The organism is Pseudomonas libanensis (assembly GCF_001439685.1).
In the GTDB taxonomy this organism is placed as follows: Bacteria; Pseudomonadota; Gammaproteobacteria; order Pseudomonadales; family Pseudomonadaceae; genus Aquipseudomonas; species Aquipseudomonas libanensis.
The window spans coordinates 278,191-298,276 of the sequence record NZ_JYLH01000003.1 but is presented as its reverse complement, the minus strand read 5'-3'; the positions used below and the strand labels follow the sequence as shown (position 1 = coordinate 298,276).

Genomic DNA, 20,086 nt, shown 5'->3' with positions numbered 1-20,086 from the left:
CGCAAAATCCTTATGCAGAAGGGGAAGGGTGTTGTTGTTCTTTGAGGCCCTGACGCACCCGGTTGACCAAGGTGTAGGCAAGCAGGGCAGCCACCAGCCACATCACCGCATCGACCCAGCCGGCGCCGAGCCAGCCCAGCGCCACGCCGGTGGCCAGCACACCGAGTACGAAGGCCCGATCACTCTTGCCCATCGGCCCGTCGTAGCGGCGCGATGCACCCACCATCGGCCCCAGCACCCCGGCGTATTCGCTGAATACCGCCAGCAGCGTCACCAGCAATACCGGCGCCAGGCTCACGCCGGGTATCAAGGCAAAGGGCAGGATCAACGCGCTGTCGGCGATCACATCGCATAGCTCATTGAGGTAGGCGCCGAGGCGCGACTGCTGGCCGAATTCCCGGGCGAGCATGCCGTCGATGGCGTTGAGCGCCATGCGCACAATCATCCACAGTGGGATCAGCGCAAACAGCCAGAGCTGCTGGGCGAAAGCAGCGATCAGCAAGCCGACCAGCAAGGAAATCACCCCCGCCAGCACGGTAATCTGGTTGGCGGTGGTGCCGTTGTCATAAAGACGCTGCACGAGGGGGCGCAGCAGGTTCTGGAACCGCGGTTTGAGTTGGTAGATGGAAATCATGGGGGTGGCGCTTCCTTGTCCGTGAACCCGCAAAAAACTATTTTGAAGTGTGCCGACTAATCGCAGCCGACACCAGTGATGGCTCGTGTTTATAGGGGGTTAGTCACAATTCGGAGAAGACGGTGAGATAAATGTGGGAGGGGGCTTGCCCCCGATAGCGGTGCATCAGCCACACATCCACCAACTGACCCAATGCCATTAGGGGCAAGCCCCCTCCCACAAGGGTTTTGGGTTGGATTCAAAAGCAAACAAAAATTTCACGCTTCGTGTTATATCGTAACGAATTATGTACACGCGGGCGTTGAGTGGATGCAAGTGGATCTAGAAGCTGACGGCGCTTCGGTAGAGGGCCTTCCGCGTTTTCAGCAGGGGTTGTTCCATGCCCGTCGACTGCGCCAGGCCGGTATCAGCCTGACGGCCCTGGCCATCAGTGCTTGGGTACTGGCGTTGTTCGTGGCGTTGTTTGCGCCACTGTCGATCTGGCCGGTGGTGTTGATCAACTGCGCTTCGGCCCTGTTGGTGCTGGTAGCCGGGTTACAGTCGGCCTGGTGGGTGGCCGATTGGCGCGCCCAGGCGCTGGAGGCGCCAAGCGCTGAACTGTTCGAAGAACCCAGCGAGCCCACCACTTGGCACAAGGGCCTGGTCAACCGTTTCGGCAATGGTTTGCTGGCCCAGGTCGGCGCGCCGGTATTGTGGCTGGGTGGCTGGTCGCTGCTGGCGTTGGTCAGTGTTACCCAGTTCTGGAACCTGGCCTTGCCCGCTGCGGCCATCGGTCAATCGGCAAGCATCGGCGCGGCGCTGGCGTTGGCACTGGCGTTCGGTCTGCTGGTGTTCGAACGTCGCCTCGCCCAGGAAACTACAGCCCAATGGCCCGAAGCTACACAGCTGGCGCAGTTGAGCCGGGTGGCGATTATCTGCCTGGTGGTCAGTGCAATCTGCCTGCTGTTCGCCAATGCCGAGTCGGTTTGGCCGCTGCGTCTGGCGACACTTGTCGGCCTGTTGCCGGCCCTGGTGGCGTTGGAATTCCTGCTCAGAGGCTTACTGTCGCTGTTCAGCCCACGCCAGCCGCGTCTCGAACCGCGCTTGATGGCGCAGAGTTTCATCGCCGGCCTGCTGCGTTGGCCGCCACAACCCTTGCTGGCGTTGCAGCATGAATTGCACAACCGTTTCGGTATCGATCTGCGCCAGATCTGGGCCTTTACCTACATGCGTCGGGCGTTTTTGCCGGTGCTGCTGGTGGTGCTGGCGGTCGGTTGGGCGCTGACCGGCGTGCATGAGGTGCCCCTGCAAGGCCGTGGGATTTATGAGCGCTTTGGCAAACCGGTCGAGGTGTTCGGCCCCGGCCTGCATGCGGGTTTGCCGTGGCCCTTGGGCCGTGTGCTGAACGTCGAAAACGGCGTGGTGCATGAGCTGGCGACCAGCGTCAGTGAAGCCGCCACTGCGCCGTTGGCCGCTGCCGAAGGCCCGGCGCCGTTGATCGCCGACCGCCTGTGGGACGCCAGCCATGTAAATGACAAATCCCAGGTCATTGCCAGCAGCAGCGGCGATAAGCAGGGCTTCCAGATCGTCAATATGGACGTGCGTTTTGTCTACCGTATCGGCCTTACCGACCAGGCCGCGCTCGCCGCCACCTATAACAGCGCTGATATCCCGACCCTGATCCGCAGCACCGCCAGCCGCATCCTGGTGCATGACTTCGCCTCGCGCACCCTTGACGAATTGCTCGGTGAACAACGCACCAGCCTCGCCGACGAAATTGGTCGCAGCGTGCAAGCCGATCTGCAAACACTCGACAGTGGCGTGGAGATCCTTGCCACGGTGGTCGAAGCGATTCATCCGCCCGCTGGAGCCGCCAACGCTTACCACGGTGTGCAAGCCGCGCAGATCGGCGCCCAGGCCCTGATCGCCCGGGAACGCGGTGCAGCCAGCGAGCAGACCAACCAAGCGCTGTTGCAAGCCAGCACTGCCCGGGATCAAGCCCAGGCCAACGCCCGCGAGGTGAATGCCGGCGCGCAAGCGGCGAACCTGCGCTTTACCGCCGAACAAAAAGCCTACGCCGCCGCCGGCCAGGCCTTCGTGCTGGAACAGTACCTGGGCCAACTGAGCCAGGGCCTGGCCCACGCCAAGCTGCTTATTCTGGATCATCGTTTGGGCGCCGACAGTGCGCCGACGATCGATCTGCGTTCTTTTAGTTTGCCCGCCGACCCGTCGGTGCCGCGCAAAGCCGTTCAATAAGGAGTCTGTCTGTTGAGCGCTCATTCTCACGATCACGGTCATCACCATCATCACGGCCACCACCATCACCATCACGGCGATGAGCAGGCGAGCGGGCCTTTTCCCTGGCGTCGTATGGCCTGGGCGGTATTGCTGGTGCTGTTTGCCGTGGCAGCGGCAAGCCTTGTGCAGGTGCGCTCCGGCGAGGCCACGGTGATTACCCGCTTCGGCAACCCCGCACGGGTGCTGTTGGAACCGGGCCTGGGCTGGCGCTGGCCAGCGCCGTTCGAAGCGGCGATCCCGGTGGACCTGCGCTTGCGCACCACGTCCAGCGGCCTGCAGGACGTTGGCACCCGCGATGGCCTGCGGATTATCGTGCAGGCCTATGTGGCGTGGCAGGTGCAGGGCGATGCCGACAATGTGCAGCGCTTTATGCGCGCGGTGCAGAACCAGCCGGATGAAGCGGCACGGCAGATCCGCACCTTCGTCGGTTCAGCGCTGGAGACCACCGCGGCCAGCTTTGACCTGTCCAGCCTGATCAATACCGATGCCAGCCAAGTGCGCATCGCCGATTTCGAAGCGCAGTTGCGCCAGCAGATTGATCAGCAGTTACTCACCACCTATGGCGTGCGTGTGGCCCAAGTCGGCATCGAGCGCCTGACGTTGCCTTCGGTGACCCTCACCGCCACCGTTGACCGCATGCGTGCCGAGCGTGAAACCATCGCCACCGAGCGCACTGCCGTGGGCAAGCGCGAGGCGGCGCAGATCCGCTCCGCCGCCGAGCGTGATGCGCGCATCGTGCAGGCCGATGCCACGGTGAAAGCCGCCGATATCGAAGCGCAGTCGCGGGTCGAAGCCGCGCAGATTTATGGCCGCGCCTACGCCGGTAATCCACAGCTGTACAACCTGCTGCGCTCGCTGGACACCTTGGGCACCGTGGTTACGCCGGGCACCAAGATCATCCTGCGCACCGACGCTGCGCCGTTCCGCGCCCTGGTGGATGGGCCGAAGGACATCCAGCCATGAGCGAGCGTGACAGCCCGGACAGCCCATGGATCCAGGCCGGGCGCCTGACGTTCCTGGCGCTGTACGCGGTCACCGTGTTGGCGGCGTTGGCCTGGGCCTTTTCCAATGTGCGTCAGATTGACCCGCAGAATCGCGCCGTGGTCCTGCACTTCGGCGCCCTTGATCGCATTCAGAACGCCGGGTTGTTGCTGGCCTGGCCGCAGCCCTTCGAGCAGGTGGTGTTGCTGCCAGCGGCGGACCGGGTGATCGAGCGCCGGGTAGACAACCTGCTACGTTCCGACGCGGCGCTGCAGGCTGATCGCGTGGCCAGTTTTGCTACGCCGTTGAGCGATGCCCTGGCCGGCTCCGGTTATCTGCTGACTGGCGATGCCGGGGTGGTGCAGTTGGACGTGCGGGTTTTCTATAAGGTGACCGAGCCCTACGCTTTCGTATTGCAAGGCGAGCATGTGTTGCCTGCCCTGGATCGGCTGGTGACCCGCAGCGCTGTGGCCCTCACCGCGGCGCGGGATCTGGACACCATCCTGGTAGCCCGCCCGGAGCTGATCGGCAGCGACAATGGCGCCGCCGAACGCCGTGAGCGGCTGCGCGGCGATCTGGTGCAGGGCATTAACAAACGCCTGGCGCAGTTGGCCGCCAGCGGTTTGGGCCTGGGCATCGAAGTCACCCGCGTCGATGTGCAATCGAGCCTGCCGAGCCCGGCGGTGAATGCTTTCAATGCGGTGCTGACCGCCAGCCAGCAAGCCGATAAAGCTGTGGCCAATGCGCGCACCGAAGCGGAAAAACTCACCCAGAGCGCCAATCAGGAAGCTGACCGCCAGGTGCAGGTCGCCCACGCCCAGGCCAGCGAACGCTTGGCCAATGCCCAGGCGCAAACGGCTACCGTCGCCAGCCTGGCCCGGGTAAAAGACCCAGGCCTGCTGTTGCGCCTGTACCGCGAGCGCATGCCGAAGATTCTCGGCCAGGCCGGTTCCGTCACCACGGTCGACCCCAAGGACGACTCCCGCTTGATCATCCAGGGAGCCGAACAATGAGCGCACCCATGCTGACTTCCGCCGAACAGCGTAGCGCTGCCCGGCAATTGACCCTGGCCATGCTCGCCTTGGGGCTGCTGGTACTGGGCCTGGTTTGGCGCTGGCTGGCGCCGGACCAGAGCGGCGTGAGCCAGTTGCTGCTGGGCGTGGCTTCGTTGTTGGTGGCGGTGCCGGTGATGCGTTCGGCCTGGTACAGCCTGCGCTTCCCGAGCCTGCACGGCATTACCGACCAATTGATTGCCCTGGCCATGCTCGGCGCCTGGGCTACCGGCGATCTGCTCACCGCGGCGCTGTTGCCGATCATCATGATCTTCGGGCATGTGCTGGAAGAGCGCAGCGTGATCGGCTCTCAGGAAGCGATCCATGCCCTGGGCAAACTCACCCGCAGCCACGCCCGCCTGGTGCAGGCGGACGGCACCATTACCGAAGTGGATAACGGCACCCTGAACACCGGCGATATCGTCGAAGTGCGCGCCGGTGACCGCGTGCCGGCCGATGGTGTAGTGCTGTCCGGCCAGGCGAGCCTGGACACGGCGCCGATTACCGGCGAGTCGGTGCCATTGGAAGCCAGCGTCGGCGTGCAGGTGTTTGGAGGCGCGATCAACCTCGATGGTTTGTTGCGCCTTGAAGTGACGCGCACCGGCAATGAGTCGACCCTGGGCAAAGTCATCGCACTGATGCAGAACGCCGAGCGTTCCAAACCACCGATCACCCGGCTGCTGGAGCGTTATGCCGGCAGCTATATGGTGCTGGTACTGTTGCTGGCGGCGGTGACCTGGTTTGTCACCAATGACGCCCAGGCCATGCTCGCCGTGCTGGTGGCGGCGTGCCCGTGCGCCCTGGTGTTGTCGGCGCCGGCCACAGCGATTGCCGGGATCGCCGTGGCGGCGCGCCACGGGATTCTGATTCGCAGCTCTGCGTTCCTTGAAGAGCTGGCCGACCTGACGTCGCTGGTGGTCGACAAGACCGGCACCCTGACTTTTGGCACTTTGCGCCTGCAGTCTATCGACACCACCGCGCCGGATCGCCAGGCGCTGCTGAACCTGGCGGCCAGCCTCGGTTCGGCGAGCAGTCACCCGGTCAGCCGAGCGTTGGCGGGGTTGGCGACCCAGGAACAGATGCTGGTACTTACCGACATCCGCGAGCGCCAGGGCTTGGGCGTGGTAGCACAGACCGAGCAGGGCGAAGCGGCGCTCGGGCGCCCGGAATTGTTCGAACAGTTGGGCATCGTCACTACCGGCGTTCCCACCCATGACGGCCCGATCGCCGGGCTGGCCTTGAACGGGAAGTTCCTGGCCTGGCTGTTGCTGGCCGACAGCGTCAAGCCGGAAGCGCGCCAGGCCCTGCGAGAACTGCGCGACTTGGGCCTGGGCCGCCAGCTGCTGCTGACCGGTGACCGCCAAAGCGTGGCCGACAGCCTGGCGCTGGATGTGGGCATCAGTGATGTCGAAGCCCAGGCCCTGCCGGAAGACAAGCTCAACCGCGTGCTGGGGGAAATCAGCAGCGGCTTCCGGCCGATGGTGGTGGGCGATGGCATCAACGACTCCCTGGCGCTCAAGGCCGGTGTGGTCGGCGTGGCGATGGGCGCGGGCGGTGCGGATATCGCCCTGGCGTCGGCGGACGTGGTGTTGATCGGCAGCGACTTGCGCCGCCTGGGCACCTGTGTGCGCTTGAGCCGCCAGTGCCGGCAGACGTTGCAGGTGAACGTGATCATCGGCTTGGGCTGGACCCTGGCCATTGTAGTGTTCGCAGCGTTTGGCTGGCTCGGTGCGGCGGGCGCCATGATCGCGGCGGTGTTGCATAACCTCAGCACCTTGCTGGTGCTGGGTAACGCCGGGCGTTTATTGCGCTTCCAGGAGCCGCTGTTGAAGCTTGAGGATTAATTTCGGAAAAATTTGCTCACAGCTGTAACGCCGATAAGGGGCCTCACTCTAGTGGTGTGTCGAGACTGAGCAATCCGTTCAGACCGGCTCCACTACCGATCATGAGGAATACAACAATGAGCATTAAATCCGCTGCTGCTGGTGCCGCCCTCGCGATGGCCGCCGCTTCTCTGTTTGCCGGTGTTGCTACCCAGGTCCAGGCCGCAGACGCCAAGGTTCATTGCTATGGCGTCAACGCCTGCAAAGGTAACAATGACTGCAAAACCAAAGACCACGCGTGCAAAGGTCAGGGTTCTTGCAAAGGCCAGGGCTTCCTGTCCATGAGCAAAGCTCTGTGCGACAAGACTGGCGGCACCGTCGGCGAGTAACGGCAACTGAGTGTCACCGCAGCGATCGCCCCCCATCGCTGCGGACACTTTCCCCTGGAGTGTCTTATGCCCACTTCTCTTTCGAGCCTTGGTTACGGCCTGGGTTTGCGCAGTGAGTATTATCAACAGATTCTTGAGCAGTCGCCGGCCGTGGATTGGTTCGAAGTGATCTCCGAGAATTATCTGGTGCAGGGCGGCAAAGCCTTGTACTACCTGGATGCCATAGCCGAGCGTTATCCCCTGGTGATGCATGGCGTGTCCTTGTCCATCGGCGGGCCCCATGCCCTCGATACCGATTACCTGGAGCAAATCAAACAGCTCGCCGAGCGCATCCAGCCGGCGTGGATTTCCGATCACCTGTGCTGGAGCCGCGGCAACGCGCACCAGTTACACGACCTGTTGCCGCTGCCCTACACCGAAGAAAGTCTCTACCACGTGGCCGGCCGTGTGCGTCAGGTACAGGACGTGTTGCAGCGCCCGCTGGTACTGGAAAACGTCTCCAGCTATGTGCGCTCCAAGGCCGATGACTTTACCGAGTGGGAGTTCCTCAACGCCCTGGCCCACTTGAGCGGATGCCAGTTGTTGTTGGACGTCAATAACGTCTACGTCAGCTCGCGTAACCATGGGTTCGATGCCTGGACGTTTATTCGCAACCTGCCGCCCCAGAGCATTCGCCAACTGCACTTGGCGGGGCATGTGGACTACGGCGACTACGTGGTCGACACCCATGATCATCCGGTGTGCGACCCGGTATGGGCGCTGTATCAGCAGACCCTGGAGCGTTTTGGCCCGGTGTCGACACTGTTGGAGCGCGATGACCATTTCCCGCCGTTCGACGAGTTACTCACCGAATTGAGCAAGGCCCGTGAACTGGGTGCCAGCGCCTTGGCCCGGAGATCGCTATGCGCCTGATCGACTGGCAATTGGCTTTTGAGCAGCATCTGTTATCCGAAACGTCAGTCGCCAATAGTGACTTTGCCGCAACGCTGTTGGGTGGGCCGACGCTGGACGTAGACACGGGCCTGGCGATTTATCACAACGCCTACTTGTCGCGCTTGCAGGAGGTATTGCGCCATGACTTCGGCGCCATTTGGTATTGGCTGGGAGATGATGAGTTTGCCTCGCTGACGCAAGACTTTATCCGTCGATATCCCTCGGCCCACTACAGCCTGCGCTGGCTGGGTGAGCGCTTTGCACTGTTTATCCTTGAGCACTTGGTCGCAGAACAAAGTGCGCCGCTGGCTGAAATGGCGCGCTTGGAGTGGGCGTTCACCCTGGCGTTTGACGCGCCCCAGGGTGCGCCGCTGACCTTGAATGACATGGTGCAACTGGCGCCTGAAGACTGGCCGACGTTGCAGGTCATCCTCGCGCCTTCAGTGCAGGAGTTGCTTTGCCGTTTCAATACGGTGGCGATCTGGCGGGCCAGCAAGGATGAATCGGATTTTCCTGGTAGCCAGGCGCTGGACCCGGCGCAAATCTGCCTGGTGTGGCGCCATGAGAATGTGTGCCACTACCGCAGCCTGGAGCCCGGAGAAGCCTGCGCTCTGGCGGGGATGGTGACCACCGGTTGGAGTTTTTCAGAACTGTGTGCGCAGTTGGCAGTCACTTATGAAGAGGGTGCACCACTGCAAGCGGCCACATGGCTGAAACAGTGGATCCAGGAAGGTTTGCTCGAACGACGAGTGCCATAGAAAGGTGCTATCGATCGATAGCTTCCTACTTTGTTTAGGATGGTCTACCCTCACAGCAGACGTCTGAAACAAGGGGGGACTACTCATGCTCGCGCAACTTCCACCGGCCTTACAGAATCTTCAGCTACCGCTGCGTCTTCGACTCTGGGACGGCCATGAATTCAACTTGGGCCCCGAGCCCAGTGTGACCATCGTGGTCAAGGATCCCACGATCGTGTCCAAGCTGAGCCATCCAACGCTCGACTCTCTGGGCGCAGCTTTCGTCGAAGGCAAACTGGAGCTGGAAGGCTCCATCTCCGAAGTGATCCGGGTCTGTGACGAATTGAGTCACGCCTTGGTCGATGACGACGAGGGCAGCCGTCCGGTGCGCTCGATCCATGACAAGGCCACCGACGCGGCAGCCATTTCCTATCATTACGACCTGTCCAACGAGTTCTACCAGCTCTGGCTGGACCAGGACATGGCGTACTCCTGCGGCTATTTCGAAACCGGCAGCGAATCCATCGACCAGGCCCAACAGGATAAATTTCGTCACCTGTGCCGCAAGCTGCGGCTGCAGCCGGGAGAGTACCTGCTCGATGTGGGCTGCGGTTGGGGCGGACTGGCGCGGTACGCGGCGCGGGAGTTCGGGGTCAAGGTGTTTGGCATAACCCTAAGCAAGGAACAACTGGCGCTGGCCAAAGAGCGCGTAAAAGCCGAAGGCCTGGAAAACCAGGTCGACCTGCAACTTCTTGATTATCGCGATCTGCCCCAGGACGGTCGTTTCGACAAAGTGGTGAGCGTGGGCATGTTCGAACACGTCGGCCACGCCAACCTGGCGCAATATTGCCGAACCTTGTTTGGTGCCGTACGCGAAGGTGGCCTGGTAATGAACCATGGCATTACCGCCAAGCACACCGATGGCCGCCCAGTAGGCCGTGGCGCCGGGGACTTTATCGAACGCTACGTATTCCCCAATGGTGAGCTGCCGCACCTGGCGATGATGACCGCTGAGATCAGTGAAGCCGGGCTGGAAGTGGTCGATGTCGAAAGCCTGCGTTTGCACTACGCACGCACCCTGGATCATTGGAGCGAGCGCCTGGAAGACAACCTGGAAGCAGCGGCGAAGATGGTTCCGGAGCAGGCGTTGCGTATTTGGCGCCTGTACCTGGCCGGTTGCGCTTATGCGTTTGCCCGGGGCTGGATCAACCTGCACCAGATCCTGGCGGTGAAACCTCACGCCGATGGCAGCCATGAACTGCCCTGGACGCGGGAAGACCTCTACCGCTAACCCGTTTGCCAGAACACTGGAGATCCAGATGTGGGAGGGAGCAAGCCCCCTCCCACATTTTCCCTATTTTGTCTGTTAGAGGATCGGTGAGATCAGGCGTGCCACCCGCATGCCCAATTGCTGCAGGCGGCGAGTCTCACGGCTTTCCTCCTGGCTGACTTCATGGGACAGGGCGAAATCGTTCAGCAGCATGCGTTCAACCTGGCTGGCGAAAGCTTCATCCACCGTCAGCAACATCACTTCGAAATTCAGCCGGAATGAACGGTTGTCCAGATTGGCGCTGCCAATGGCGCTGATTTCCCTGTCCACCAACACCACCTTCTGATGCAGAAACCCTGGCGTGTAGCGGAAGACCCGCACGCCTGCGCGCACCGCTTCGATGGCGTAAAGGCTGGAGGCGGCATACACGATGCGGTGGTCGGGCCGCGATGGCAGCAGCAGGCGCACGTCCACCCCGCGCAGCACTGCCAGGCGCAGGGCGGCAAACACCGCTTCGTCGGGAACGAAGTATGGGCTGGTGATCCAGACCCGTTCGGTCGCCGCGTGGATGGCCTCGACGAAAAACAGCGAGCAGGTTTCATAGGGGTCGGCCGGGCCACTGGCGAGCAGTTGGCAGAGCACGCCGTCTTCAGGATAGGCGTCCGGCAGAATCAGCGGCGGCAGTTCCCGTGCAGCCCAGAACCAGTCCTCGGCAAACGATTCCTGCAGGCACGCCACCACCGGGCCGGTGACCTGCACATGGGTGTCGCGCCATGGCGCCAACGGTGGTTTCTTGCCCAGGTATTCATCACCGACGTTATGCCCGCCGACAAACCCGGTAAGACCGTCCACCACCACGATCTTACGGTGGTTACGGAAGTTGACCTGGAAACGATTGAGCCAGCCGCTGCGGGTGGCGAACGCCTTGACCTGCACCCCGGCGTCGCGCAGAGACTGCACGTAGCGATGAGGCAGCGCATGACTGCCGATACGGTCGTACAGCACGTAGATCGCCACGCCTTGGGCGGCCTTTTCCTTCAGCAGGGCCTGCAACTGGCGGCCCAGTTCATCATCGTGAATGATGAAGAATTGGAACAGCACGGCGGTTTTGGCGTTGCCAATGGCCTCGAAGATCGCGCCGAACGTGGCGTCGCCATTGATCAGCAAGCGCACTTCGTTATTGGCCAGGCACGGCATGCGCCCCAGCTTGGGCATGGCGCGCAGGGAGGCATAGGCGCTGGAGTTGCGTGCCGCGAGGGCTTCCTCTACCCATGGGCGCCAGTTAAGTTCGTTGATCGCCTTGTGCATTTCCTGGTTGGCCTGGCGCCGGGCCTGGATGTACGCGTCGAAGGTGCTGCGGCCGAAAATCAGGTAGGGGATCAGCGTCAGGTAAGGCATGAACATCAGCGACAAGGCCCAGGCGATCGAGCCTTGGGCGGTGCGGACGGTCAGTACCGCGTGAATTGCGGCGAGGCTCCCGAGAACGTGCAGCGTGGCAATGAAGTAGGCGAGCAGGTGCGGGCCAAAGAAATCCATGAACGACATAACTCCAGGCAGTCCAGTGCGTAACAGACCATGAACGAAGGCGAATGTCGCTATTTTATTTGCCGTGCAACACTGGCCGCTTTGCGACGTCTAACGCCGACAATTACCCAGGAGTTACCCGATGAATGCTCGTCTGCTAGGTTTGGCCATGGTTGTTGGGTTGTCGCTGCCGGTGGCGGTGCAGGCGCAGATGTTGGCGCCGGGCTTGTGGGAATTGACCACCAGCAATATGAAGGTCGATAACCAGGACCTGCCGGACCTGTCGCTGATCCTCGGTCAGCTCAAGCAACAGATGACCCCTGAACAGCGCGCCATGCTCGAAAAGCAAGGCATCAACATGGCCGGTAAGGGCGTGCAGGTGTGCCTGACCCCTGCCCAGGTCGCCTCCGACTCCATCCCGCTGACCGACCCTCAATCGGGGTGCAAACAGGAAGTGACCGACAAGAGCGGCAACCAGTGGAAATTCCGTTTCAGCTGCCCGAAAGCCCAAGGCACAGGCGTGGCGACGTTCCAGAGCCAAAAAGAATTCACCACCACCGTCAACGGTACGTTCAATGCCACCGGCATCCAGCAGAAGGGCAGCCTGGACAGCCACGCCCAATGGCTAGGCAACGATTGCGGTACGGTCAAGCCCCGCGCTTAACGCAGAACATGCAGGGACGGCCCTGGCCGTTGTGACAGGCCAGGTGCCCGGAAACCCGCGCGTGCTGGCTCAGAACTCATTTTGCAAGGCTTTGTAGCCGCGCACGAGGTCGACGTTGGTGCGCGCCACGTCTTCGGAAAACTCCGAGGCACTGACACTCACCGGCGGGAATTGCGACAAGTCGGTGTTGGGCCCGATGCGGGTGGTGGAGGGCACGTAGAAGGCGGCGGGCAGGTCGCGGCCGTCGACTACCGAGTTGTGGCGCACCACGCAACCATCGCCCACGGCGCAGTTGAACAGCACGCTGTTGAAACCGATAAACACGCGGTCGCCGACCGTGCAGGGGCCGTGGACGATGGAGCGGTGGGCGATGGAGGTGAACTCGCCGATGGTCACCGCCGCGCCGGATTTTGAATGGATAACCACGCCGTCCTGAATGTTGGAGTTGGCGCCGATGGTGATAGGGTCCATGGCGCCGCTGGCGTCGACTTCGTCTGCGCGGATCACGGCATAGGGGCCGACGAACACGTTCTCGCCGATGATGACTTTGCCGCAGATGATCGCGGTTTTGTCGACGTAGGCCGATTCGGCAATCAGCGGCAGGTCGCCGGAAGGGTTCTTGCGGATCATGGTTTGCCCAAGGCCTTGCACAAGGTGTTGAGGTTGTATTCGAACAACCCGGTAAAGGTGCTGGCCGGGCCTTCGGCGGCGAGGGCGTCGGAGTACAGCGTGCCGCCGATCTGTGCGCCGCTTTCATCAGCGATCTGCTTGAGCAGGCGCGCATCCTTGATGTTTTCCATGAACACGGCTTTGACCTTGTCCTTGCGGATTTGGGTGATCAGCGCGGCGACTTCGGCGGCCGAGGGGTCACGCTCGGTGGACAAGCCTTGGGGCGCCAGGAACTGAATACCATAGGCCTGGCCCAGGTAACCGAAGGCGTCATGGGAGGTGACGATGCGACGGTTGCCCGGCGGCAGTGCGCCGAACTTGGCCTTGGCATCGGCCAGCAGGCGGTGGATTTGTTTCAGGTAGGCCTGGCTATTACGCAGGTAGGCGTCGGTGTTGGCCGGGTCGGCGGCCACCAGCGCCTTGGTGATATTGCTCACATAGATTTCGGCGTTGGCCAGGTTGTGCCAGGCATGTGGGTCGGGAATGGTTTCGCCATCTTCGTCCATGGTGTGGGAAATCACGCCTTTGCTAGCGGTGACCACCGTGGCCTTGGTTTCGGTGCTGGTCACCAGGCGATCCAGCCATGGCTCGAAACCAAGGCCGTTCTTGATGATGACTTTGGCCTTGAGCAGTGCCTTGGCATCATCCGGGGTGGGTTCATAGGTATGGGCGTCAGCGTCCGGGCCGACCATGTTGCTGATCTGAATATGATCGCCTCCGATCTGGTGGGTGATGTCATCGAGAATACTGAAGCTGGTGACCACCTGGAGTTTGTCCGCAGCGTGGGCCATCGAAAGCGGCAGTAGCAGACTGAACAGCACGAGTAGGGCGCGCATCGGGAAACACCTCATTGGGATGAAAGCAAAGGCGGGCGGCGCAACAAGCCGTGCACCGGACCGAACACCACGGACAGCAGATACCCGGCGCCCGCCACCAGCACAATGGCCGGGCCGCTGGGCAGTGAGTAGTAGAACGACAGCAACAACCCCAGCCATACCGACAGGCATCCCAGCACTGCCGATACCGCAATCAATACCGGCAGGCGTCGGCTCCAGAAGCGTGAAGCGATGGCCGGCAACATCATCAAGCCCACCACCATCAAGGCGCCGATGGCTTGGAAACCGATCACCAGATTCAGCACCACCAAAGTCAGGAACACGCCATGGGCCAGCGGACCGAGACGGCTGACGGTTTGCAGGAACAGCGGGTCAAGGGTGTCGAGCAGCAGCGGCTTGTAGATCAGTGCCATGGCGATCAGGCTGAAACCTGAGACCCAGAGCATGCCGGTGAGGGTGGTTTGATCCACCGCCAGGGCTGAACCGAACAGCAGGTGCAGCAGGTCCAGGCGTTTGCCGGCAAGGCCCAGGATCAGTACGCCGGCAGCGAGGGAAATGGGATAGATGGCGGCGAGGCTGGCGTCTTCGCGCAGGCCGGTGCGACGGGTGATCCACGCGGCCAGGCCGGCCATGCTCAGGCCGGCGCCCAGGCCGCCAATGGTCAGCGCGGGCAGGCTCAGGCCTGCGAACCAGAAGCCCAGGGCGGCGCCGGGCAAGATGCCGTGTGCCACCGCGTCACCGATCAGGCTCATGCGCCGCAGGATCAGAAACACCCCCAGCGGCGCGGTGCTACAGGCGAGCACCAACCCGCCGATAAGTGCACGGCGCATAAACACGAAGTCATGGAACGGCATCCACAGGTGGGCGCTAAGGTGCATCAGGCCACCTGCATCTGTGGTTGCGGGCGGATCAGCGCTTTGCTGGGGCCGAAGACGCAGCCGGTGTTCTTGATCTGCACCACCTGCTGGGTGTGATGGCGCACAGATGCCAGGTCATGACAGACAACTATTAACGTGCGGCCTTCATTATGCCAGGCGTGGATATGTTGCCAGCACAGGGCCTGGCCGTCCTCGTCGAGGGCGGCGTGGGGTTCGTCAAGCAACAGGACCGGCGCCTCGGCCAGGCTCATGCGGGCGAGCAGCGCACGTTGCAGTTCGCCTCCAGACAACGCCATCAACGGCCGATGTTCCAGGCCACTGAGGCACCAGTCGTCCAGTACCGCTTGCAGGCGTTGGCTGCGTTCCTCGCTGGTGTGCCGGGTGCCCCAAAAACCGGCGGCGACCAATTCTTGCAGGCTGATGGGGAATTGGCGATCCAAGTGTTGCTGCTGGGGCAGGAACGACAGGCCACCACGGCGTGGAACATCCATGCTGACCTTTCCCGACAATGGCTTTTGCAGGCCAGCAATGACTTTGAGCAGACTGCTCTTGCCCGTGCCGTTGGCGCCGATGATGCCGGTGAGGCTGCCTTTTTCCAGCGTCAAATCCAGTGCCGGCGTCAGTGGTTGACCGGGAGCGCCCCAACGCAGGGCGTTACAGGTGATCATGCCAGGTCTCTCGTCCAGCGGCTTTCAGCCACGGCATCATGCGCGTGCAGGCTTTCGGCGTGGATCACTTTGAGGTGGAAGGCTTTGACCGCGTCCGAGCGTTTCAAGGCGAGGTTCAGGCGGCGAGCGGCGTCTTCGCAGAACATCAGGTTCTGCCCGTTGGCCAGGGCGAAGGCTTGTTCATCCGCACGTTTCACTGCGGTTTGCACGGCGGTGCCGAGGGCGGCTTCGGCGCCGTTGATCAAGTCGACTATCGTCAGCTCATTACCTTGCAGATGAACATGTAACTGCGCGCTGCTGCGCTGGCTATGAGGCGTAGCGACAATGCCGTTGGCGCTGCCGAGCCAGGCCAACACGTCTTCGTGCTGCAACGGTGAGTTGGCGAAATCCTCGAGAAATTGCTGCTGAATCAACTGCCTGGCGAGGGCGGCAGAACATGGGCAGGTTGAGGAATAAGTAACGTCAATTTTAAGTTCCACGTGGAACATCTGGTTTTCCAACCGTGCTTCGATGCTCACCGGGTAACTTTTCCAGCCCGCTAACGGGCTGACCAGCGCCGGGCGCTTAAGCAGTAGATCGGTGTGGATACGCAGATAGGCGTTCTTAGATAAACCTTCATGACTGTCGAGAAATCGAAGCAGTACATTACGCAAAAGTGCAGGTGTGAGCGGCTGCTGGTCGAGCATTTCCAGGGCCAGGTAAAGGCGTGACATATGAATGCCACGGGCCGTGCCATCGTCCAGGCTGACGCCGGCATCGGCAGTGGCGGTCAGGCGCTGATCGTCAATCAAAATAGGCAGGGCGATGCCGCACATGCCCACCCAGTCGAGTGGCAGGGCTTGGCGTGAAGCCTGCGCGGCGATATCCGGCAGAGTCAGCGCATTCATAAGCAGGTCCATCGTTGGAAATAATTAGTCATGTTATAGTATAACAATAACCGCCACGATGAAATTTCTACTCCAGCCTTTGTTCAGTCATGTCGAGCAGGGACGCTCCTTTATCTGCGGTATATGTCATGCACAGACGTCAGCTCCTCAACCTCCTGCTGGTCAGCCCCTTGTTCACCTTGCCTTTGGGGGCCTACGCCACGCAGATTCGCAATGCACGCCTGTGGCGCTCGGACGACAAGCTGCGCCTGGTGTTCGACCTTAGCGGCCCGGTGCAATACAAGACCTTTTCCCTGACGGCTCCCGACCGCTTGATCATCGACTTAAGCGGTGCGGGCCTGAGCGGCGACTTCTCACAACTGGTGTTGAAGAACAGTGGGATCACGTCGATCCGCTCCGGGCATTTTGGTAAGAGCGACACGCGCATTGTGTTGGACCTGGCCGCGCCGATGCAGCTCAACAGTTTCGTGCTGCCGCCCCAGGATGGCCAAGGCCATCGCCTGGTGCTGGACCTGACCAACGCCACTCGCGCCCCCGTCAAATCGCTGCTGAATCGCCGCCGCTAGTGGCACCGGTGGGCAAGGGGCATCCCAAGCGCGACATCATCGTGGTGGTCGACCCCGGGCATGGCGGCAAAGACCCGGGTGCCGTCGGTTCCAAGGGCCAGCGCGAAAAGGATGTGGTGCTGTCGATCGCCCAGTTGCTGGCTAAACGTTTGAAGCGCGAAAAGGGCTTTGACGTCAAACTGGTGCGCAACGACGATTTTTTTGTGCCGCTGCGCAAACGCGTGGACATCGCCCGCCAGCACAAGGCCGATATGTTTATCTCAGTGCATGCCGACGCTGCCCCACGGCTTACCGCATCGGGCGCTTCGGTGTATGCATTGTCTGAAGGCGGTGCCACCTCCGCCACGGCGCGCTTTATGGCTCAGCGCGAAAACGGCGCAGACCTGCTGGGCGCCACGACGTTGCTCAATTTGAAGGACAAGGACCCGATGCTGGCCGGGGTGATCCTGGACATGTCGATGAACGCTACCATCGCCTCCAGCCTGCAATTGGGCAGCTCGGTATTGGGCAGCCTGCAAAGCATCACCAGCCTGCATCAGAAGCGTGTGGAGCAAGCAGGGTTTGCGGTACTCAAGTCACCGGACGTGCCTTCGATCCTGGTGGAAACCGGGTTTATCTCCAATGCGCGGGATGCCCAGCGACTGGTCACCGCGCGCCACCAGCAAGCGGTGGCGGATGGACTGTTCGAAGGTTTGAAAAGTTACTTCCAGAAGAACCCGCCGATGGACAGCTACATGGCCTGGGTGCAGGAGCAGAAGAAAGCCCAGGCTTAACAGCCGGTCATTCGGCTGCAAGTGAACTTGGCACTGGCGCCACCTGAGCTGGAAAAGCGGTTGAGGGTGGTCCAGCCCACACGCCGCGTGTAACCGACCCAGGCCTCGCCATCGGATGCCAACCCGGTAAAGAACGTCAGCTGCCCATAGCGGCTGTTGGTCTGCGCCCAGTAGCGTTTGCCGACCACTTCAAAACCGCGCAAATACGTGGTGCTGCCCACGGTTGCCACGCTGTAGGCGTTTCCCAACGGGTCTACGCACGCCAGCAGGTTGGCGCTGCGTGTGCAGGTGGCCAACAGGCTGGGCGCTTGGGCGCAGGCAGGCCCTGCGGCTACCACGAGCAGGGCGCACATCAGGTATCTCATCGAATTTCTCTGGGTAAGAAGATGATCAAGCATTGCGCCCTTTGTCGCATCGAACAAGGGGATTGGCTTATTTGTATTGTTATACTATAACATAAAAGCACAGCCTGACCCGTGAACCGCTTCCCATGACCGGCTGGTGCCGTGAAACCGGCGAGCCCATTGGCCTGCAACGCCTGCTGCTGCGCCCCACTGCGACCCTGTGCATTGAAGCCAAAGAACGTGAAGAGCTGCGCGAACGCCATAAACGGGCAGTTTGACCGGCCAACCCTGATGAGGAATACCTGATGCCCAATCGTCTCCCCGTGACCGTGTTATCCGGCTTTCTCGGTGCCGGTAAAAGTACGCTGCTCAACTACGTCTTGCGTAACCGCGACAACCTGCGGGTAGCGGTGATCGTCAATGACATGAGCGAAATCAACATCGACGGCAGCGAGGTACAGCGCGACGTCACGCTCAATCGCTCGGAAGAAAAACTGGTGGAGATGAGCAACGGCTGCATCTGCTGCACCTTGCGTGAAGACTTGCTCGAGGAAGTCGGAAAGCTCGCCAAGGAAGGTCGGTTTGATTACCTGCTGATCGAATCCACCGGCATATCAGAGCCGTTGCCCGTGGCCGAAACCTTCACCTTTCGCGATGAAAACGAGCAAAGCCTGGCCGACATTGCCCGGCTGGACACCATGGTCACCGTGGTCGACGGCATGAACTTCCTGCTCGACTACCAGGCCGCTGAAAGCCTGGCTTCACGGGGCGAAACCCTGGGTGAAGAGGACGAGCGCTCCATCACCGACCTGTTGATCGAGCAGATCGAGTTTGCCGACGTCATCCTGATCAGCAAGATCGACCTGATCAGCAGCCGCGAGCGCGAAGAGCTGATGGCGATCCTCGAGCGCCTTAATGCCCAGGCGGAAATCATCCCGATGGTCATGGGCGAGGTGCCGCTGCACAAGATCCTCAACACCGGCCGTTTCGACTTCGACCGCGCCGCCCAGGCTCCGGGCTGGTTGCAGGAGTTGCGTGGTGAACATGTGCCGGAAACCGAAGAGTATGGGATCGCCTCCACCGCTTATCGTGCGCGTCGACCCTTCCATCCACAGCGCTTTTTCGACTTTATCGACCGCCCGTGGGTGAACGGCAAGCTGCTGCGTTCCAAGGGCTTCTTCTGGTTGGCCAGCAAACATCAGGACGCGGGCAGTTGGTCCCAGGCCGGCGGGTTGATGCGCCATGGGTTTGCCGGGCGTTGGTGGCGCTTTGTGCCAAAAAGCCAATGGCCCCAGGACGAAGAAAGCGTCGCGGCGATCATGGGTAACTGGCAATTGAACACCGGTGATTGCCGGCAGGAACTGGTGTTTATCGGGCAAAACATCGACTTCAACCAGATGCGTGCCGAGCTGGATGCCTGCTTGCTCAATGATGAAGAAATGGCCTTGGGCGTCGAAAGCTGGCGCCTGCTGCCTGATCCTTTTGGCCCTTGGTATGAGCAGGTAGCCTGATGCTGGCCCCGGTCATTCCCCTGCGCCCCGTGATCCGCCAGACCCGTGGGGGAACCCCGCTGGCGCTGTCAGACATTCTCGAAGATGGCGTCAACCTGGCGCTGTGGCAACGCCAACTGCCCCTGCATATCGCCGAATTCGGTGCCTTGCTGGTGGCGCTCAATGAGCCGTTGGCCGAATCCTTGGTGATTGAGCTCGACAACGAAGACGCCGTACCGAACTTGCAGGGTTTGGCATCCAGTTGTCGTGATCTTGAAGGTTACTACGGGTTTATTGCCGATGTGTCGTGGCTGGTCAGCGCATTCGCCTGCCTGCTCGGCGCCAGGCGTATCGGCGTGCGCCTGCGGCTGTTGGACAAGGCCATGTGCCCGCGCTTTCACGTCGACCATGTGCCGGTCAGGCTGATCACCACCTATGCCGGTATCGGCAGCCAATGGTTGCGCGAAGGTGTCATGGACCGCCGCACATTGAGCCACGCAGACGCCGAGCCCACCGAGCCCACCGAGCGCATCGAGCAGATCCACTGCGGCGAAGTGGCGCTGCTCAAGGGGACGAAATGGCACGGTAACGAAGGGCATGGCCTGATCCACCGTTCGCCAGCGCTCCAGGCCGATGAGCGACGGTTGATCCTGACGCTGGATTGGCTGGCATAACCGGGTAGGATCAAGCT

Annotated in this window: 19 protein-coding genes and 2 pseudogenes; 13 read left to right on the top strand and 8 right to left on the bottom strand. The window is 61.5% G+C overall.

Features of this window, described 5'->3' with window-relative positions; translation table 11 throughout:
• Positions 1 to 10: 10 nt before the first annotated feature.
• The gene (locus TU73_RS06695; RefSeq protein WP_057011537.1) at positions 11 to 634 is read right to left on the bottom strand and encodes a CDP-alcohol phosphatidyltransferase family protein; all 624 of its coding nucleotides are present in this window, start codon (positions 632 to 634) and stop codon (positions 11 to 13) included.
• A 309-nt stretch (positions 635 to 943) separates the two neighbouring features.
• Between TU73_RS06695 and hflK (TU73_RS06690) the strand changes: the two genes are divergently transcribed.
• From hflK (TU73_RS06690) to cfaB, 8 genes are all read left to right on the top strand, one after another.
• Positions 944 to 2,869, top strand: a complete 1,926-nt coding sequence (gene hflK, locus TU73_RS06690; protein ID WP_057011536.1) for a protease modulator HflK — start codon at positions 944 to 946, stop codon at positions 2,867 to 2,869.
• A gap of 9 nt (positions 2,870 to 2,878) precedes the next feature.
• Positions 2,879 to 3,874, top strand: coding sequence for a protease modulator HflC (hflC, locus tag TU73_RS06685; RefSeq protein WP_162252761.1), 996 nt, complete (start codon positions 2,879 to 2,881; stop codon positions 3,872 to 3,874).
• Positions 3,871 to 4,905: a protease modulator HflK gene (gene hflK, locus TU73_RS06680; RefSeq protein ID WP_057011535.1), complete on the top strand. Its 1,035-nt coding sequence runs from the start codon at positions 3,871 to 3,873 to the stop codon at positions 4,903 to 4,905. Before hflC ends, hflK (TU73_RS06680) begins: the two co-directional genes overlap by 4 nt.
• Positions 4,902 to 6,788 carry a cation-translocating P-type ATPase gene (locus TU73_RS06675; RefSeq protein WP_057011534.1) on the top strand — a complete coding sequence of 629 codons (1,887 nt, stop codon included), beginning with the start codon at positions 4,902 to 4,904 and terminating at the stop codon, positions 6,786 to 6,788. The genes hflK (TU73_RS06680) and TU73_RS06675 overlap by 4 nt, the downstream gene beginning before the upstream one ends.
• A gap of 116 nt (positions 6,789 to 6,904) precedes the next feature.
• Positions 6,905 to 7,156: a BufA2 family periplasmic bufferin-type metallophore gene (gene bufA2 / locus TU73_RS06670; protein WP_057011533.1), complete on the top strand. Its 252-nt coding sequence runs from the start codon at positions 6,905 to 6,907 to the stop codon at positions 7,154 to 7,156.
• A gap of 66 nt (positions 7,157 to 7,222) precedes the next feature.
• Positions 7,223 to 8,068 carry an MNIO family bufferin maturase gene (gene bufB, locus TU73_RS06665; RefSeq protein WP_057011532.1) on the top strand — a complete coding sequence of 282 codons (846 nt, stop codon included), beginning with the start codon at positions 7,223 to 7,225 and terminating at the stop codon, positions 8,066 to 8,068.
• On the top strand, positions 8,059 to 8,847 hold the full coding sequence (locus TU73_RS06660; protein WP_057011531.1) for an HvfC/BufC N-terminal domain-containing protein: 789 nt from the start codon (positions 8,059 to 8,061) through the stop codon (positions 8,845 to 8,847). The genes bufB and TU73_RS06660 overlap by 10 nt, the downstream gene beginning before the upstream one ends.
• Before the next feature lie 85 nt (positions 8,848 to 8,932).
• The gene (gene cfaB / locus TU73_RS06655; protein ID WP_057011530.1) at positions 8,933 to 10,117 is read left to right on the top strand and encodes a C17 cyclopropane fatty acid synthase CfaB; all 1,185 of its coding nucleotides are present in this window, start codon (positions 8,933 to 8,935) and stop codon (positions 10,115 to 10,117) included.
• A gap of 75 nt (positions 10,118 to 10,192) precedes the next feature.
• Here cfaB and cls read toward each other — a convergent pair whose 3' ends face one another.
• On the bottom strand, positions 10,193 to 11,632 hold the full coding sequence (gene cls / locus TU73_RS06650; protein WP_057011647.1) for a cardiolipin synthase: 1,440 nt from the start codon (positions 11,630 to 11,632) through the stop codon (positions 10,193 to 10,195).
• A 130-nt stretch (positions 11,633 to 11,762) separates the two neighbouring features.
• Between cls and TU73_RS06645 the strand changes: the two genes are divergently transcribed.
• Positions 11,763 to 12,284 (top strand): DUF3617 domain-containing protein, encoded by a 522-nt coding sequence (locus TU73_RS06645; protein ID WP_057011529.1) that lies wholly within the window; start codon positions 11,763 to 11,765, stop codon positions 12,282 to 12,284.
• 69 nt (positions 12,285 to 12,353) lie between these two features.
• Here TU73_RS06645 and TU73_RS06640 read toward each other — a convergent pair whose 3' ends face one another.
• From TU73_RS06640 to folE2, 5 genes are read right to left on the bottom strand one after another with little or no spacing between them, the layout of a single operon-like run.
• Positions 12,354 to 12,914, bottom strand: coding sequence for a gamma carbonic anhydrase family protein (locus TU73_RS06640; protein ID WP_057011528.1), 561 nt, complete (start codon positions 12,912 to 12,914; stop codon positions 12,354 to 12,356).
• The gene (locus TU73_RS06635; RefSeq protein WP_057011527.1) at positions 12,911 to 13,789 is read right to left on the bottom strand and encodes a metal ABC transporter substrate-binding protein; all 879 of its coding nucleotides are present in this window, start codon (positions 13,787 to 13,789) and stop codon (positions 12,911 to 12,913) included. The genes TU73_RS06640 and TU73_RS06635 overlap by 4 nt, the downstream gene beginning before the upstream one ends.
• Before the next feature lie 11 nt (positions 13,790 to 13,800).
• Positions 13,801 to 14,667 (bottom strand): metal ABC transporter permease, encoded by an 867-nt coding sequence (locus tag TU73_RS06630; protein WP_057011526.1) that lies wholly within the window; start codon positions 14,665 to 14,667, stop codon positions 13,801 to 13,803.
• Positions 14,667 to 15,335: a metal ABC transporter ATP-binding protein gene (locus TU73_RS06625; RefSeq protein ID WP_057011525.1), complete on the bottom strand. Its 669-nt coding sequence runs from the start codon at positions 15,333 to 15,335 to the stop codon at positions 14,667 to 14,669. Before TU73_RS06625 ends, TU73_RS06630 begins: the two co-directional genes overlap by 1 nt.
• A complete protein-coding gene (gene folE2, locus TU73_RS06620) occupies positions 15,332 to 16,222 on the bottom strand; it encodes a GTP cyclohydrolase FolE2 (protein WP_057011524.1) in 891 nt (296 codons plus the stop codon). The genes TU73_RS06625 and folE2 overlap by 4 nt, the downstream gene beginning before the upstream one ends.
• 128 nt (positions 16,223 to 16,350) lie before the next feature.
• Between folE2 and TU73_RS06615 the strand changes: the two are divergent.
• Positions 16,351 to 17,561, top strand: a pseudogene (locus tag TU73_RS06615) (N-acetylmuramoyl-L-alanine amidase).
• Here the strand turns inward: TU73_RS06615 and TU73_RS06610 are convergent.
• Complete coding sequence (locus tag TU73_RS06610) at positions 17,558 to 17,926, bottom strand: hypothetical protein (RefSeq protein ID WP_057011523.1); 369 nt, start codon at positions 17,924 to 17,926, stop codon at positions 17,558 to 17,560. The pseudogene TU73_RS06615 and the gene TU73_RS06610 sit on opposite strands and share 4 nt — an antisense overlap.
• A 131-nt stretch (positions 17,927 to 18,057) precedes the next feature.
• Between TU73_RS06610 and TU73_RS28100 the strand changes: the two are divergent.
• From TU73_RS28100 to TU73_RS06600, 3 genes and pseudogenes are all read left to right on the top strand, one after another.
• Positions 18,058 to 18,183: pseudogene (locus tag TU73_RS28100) on the top strand (TraR/DksA C4-type zinc finger protein); the annotation flags it as partial.
• A gap of 27 nt (positions 18,184 to 18,210) precedes the next feature.
• Positions 18,211 to 19,416, top strand: a complete 1,206-nt coding sequence (zigA, locus tag TU73_RS06605; protein ID WP_057011522.1) for a zinc metallochaperone GTPase ZigA — start codon at positions 18,211 to 18,213, stop codon at positions 19,414 to 19,416.
• Positions 19,416 to 20,069: a DUF1826 domain-containing protein gene (locus tag TU73_RS06600; protein ID WP_057011521.1), complete on the top strand. Its 654-nt coding sequence runs from the start codon at positions 19,416 to 19,418 to the stop codon at positions 20,067 to 20,069. The genes zigA and TU73_RS06600 overlap by 1 nt, the downstream gene beginning before the upstream one ends.
• Positions 20,070 to 20,086 lie beyond the last annotated feature (17 nt).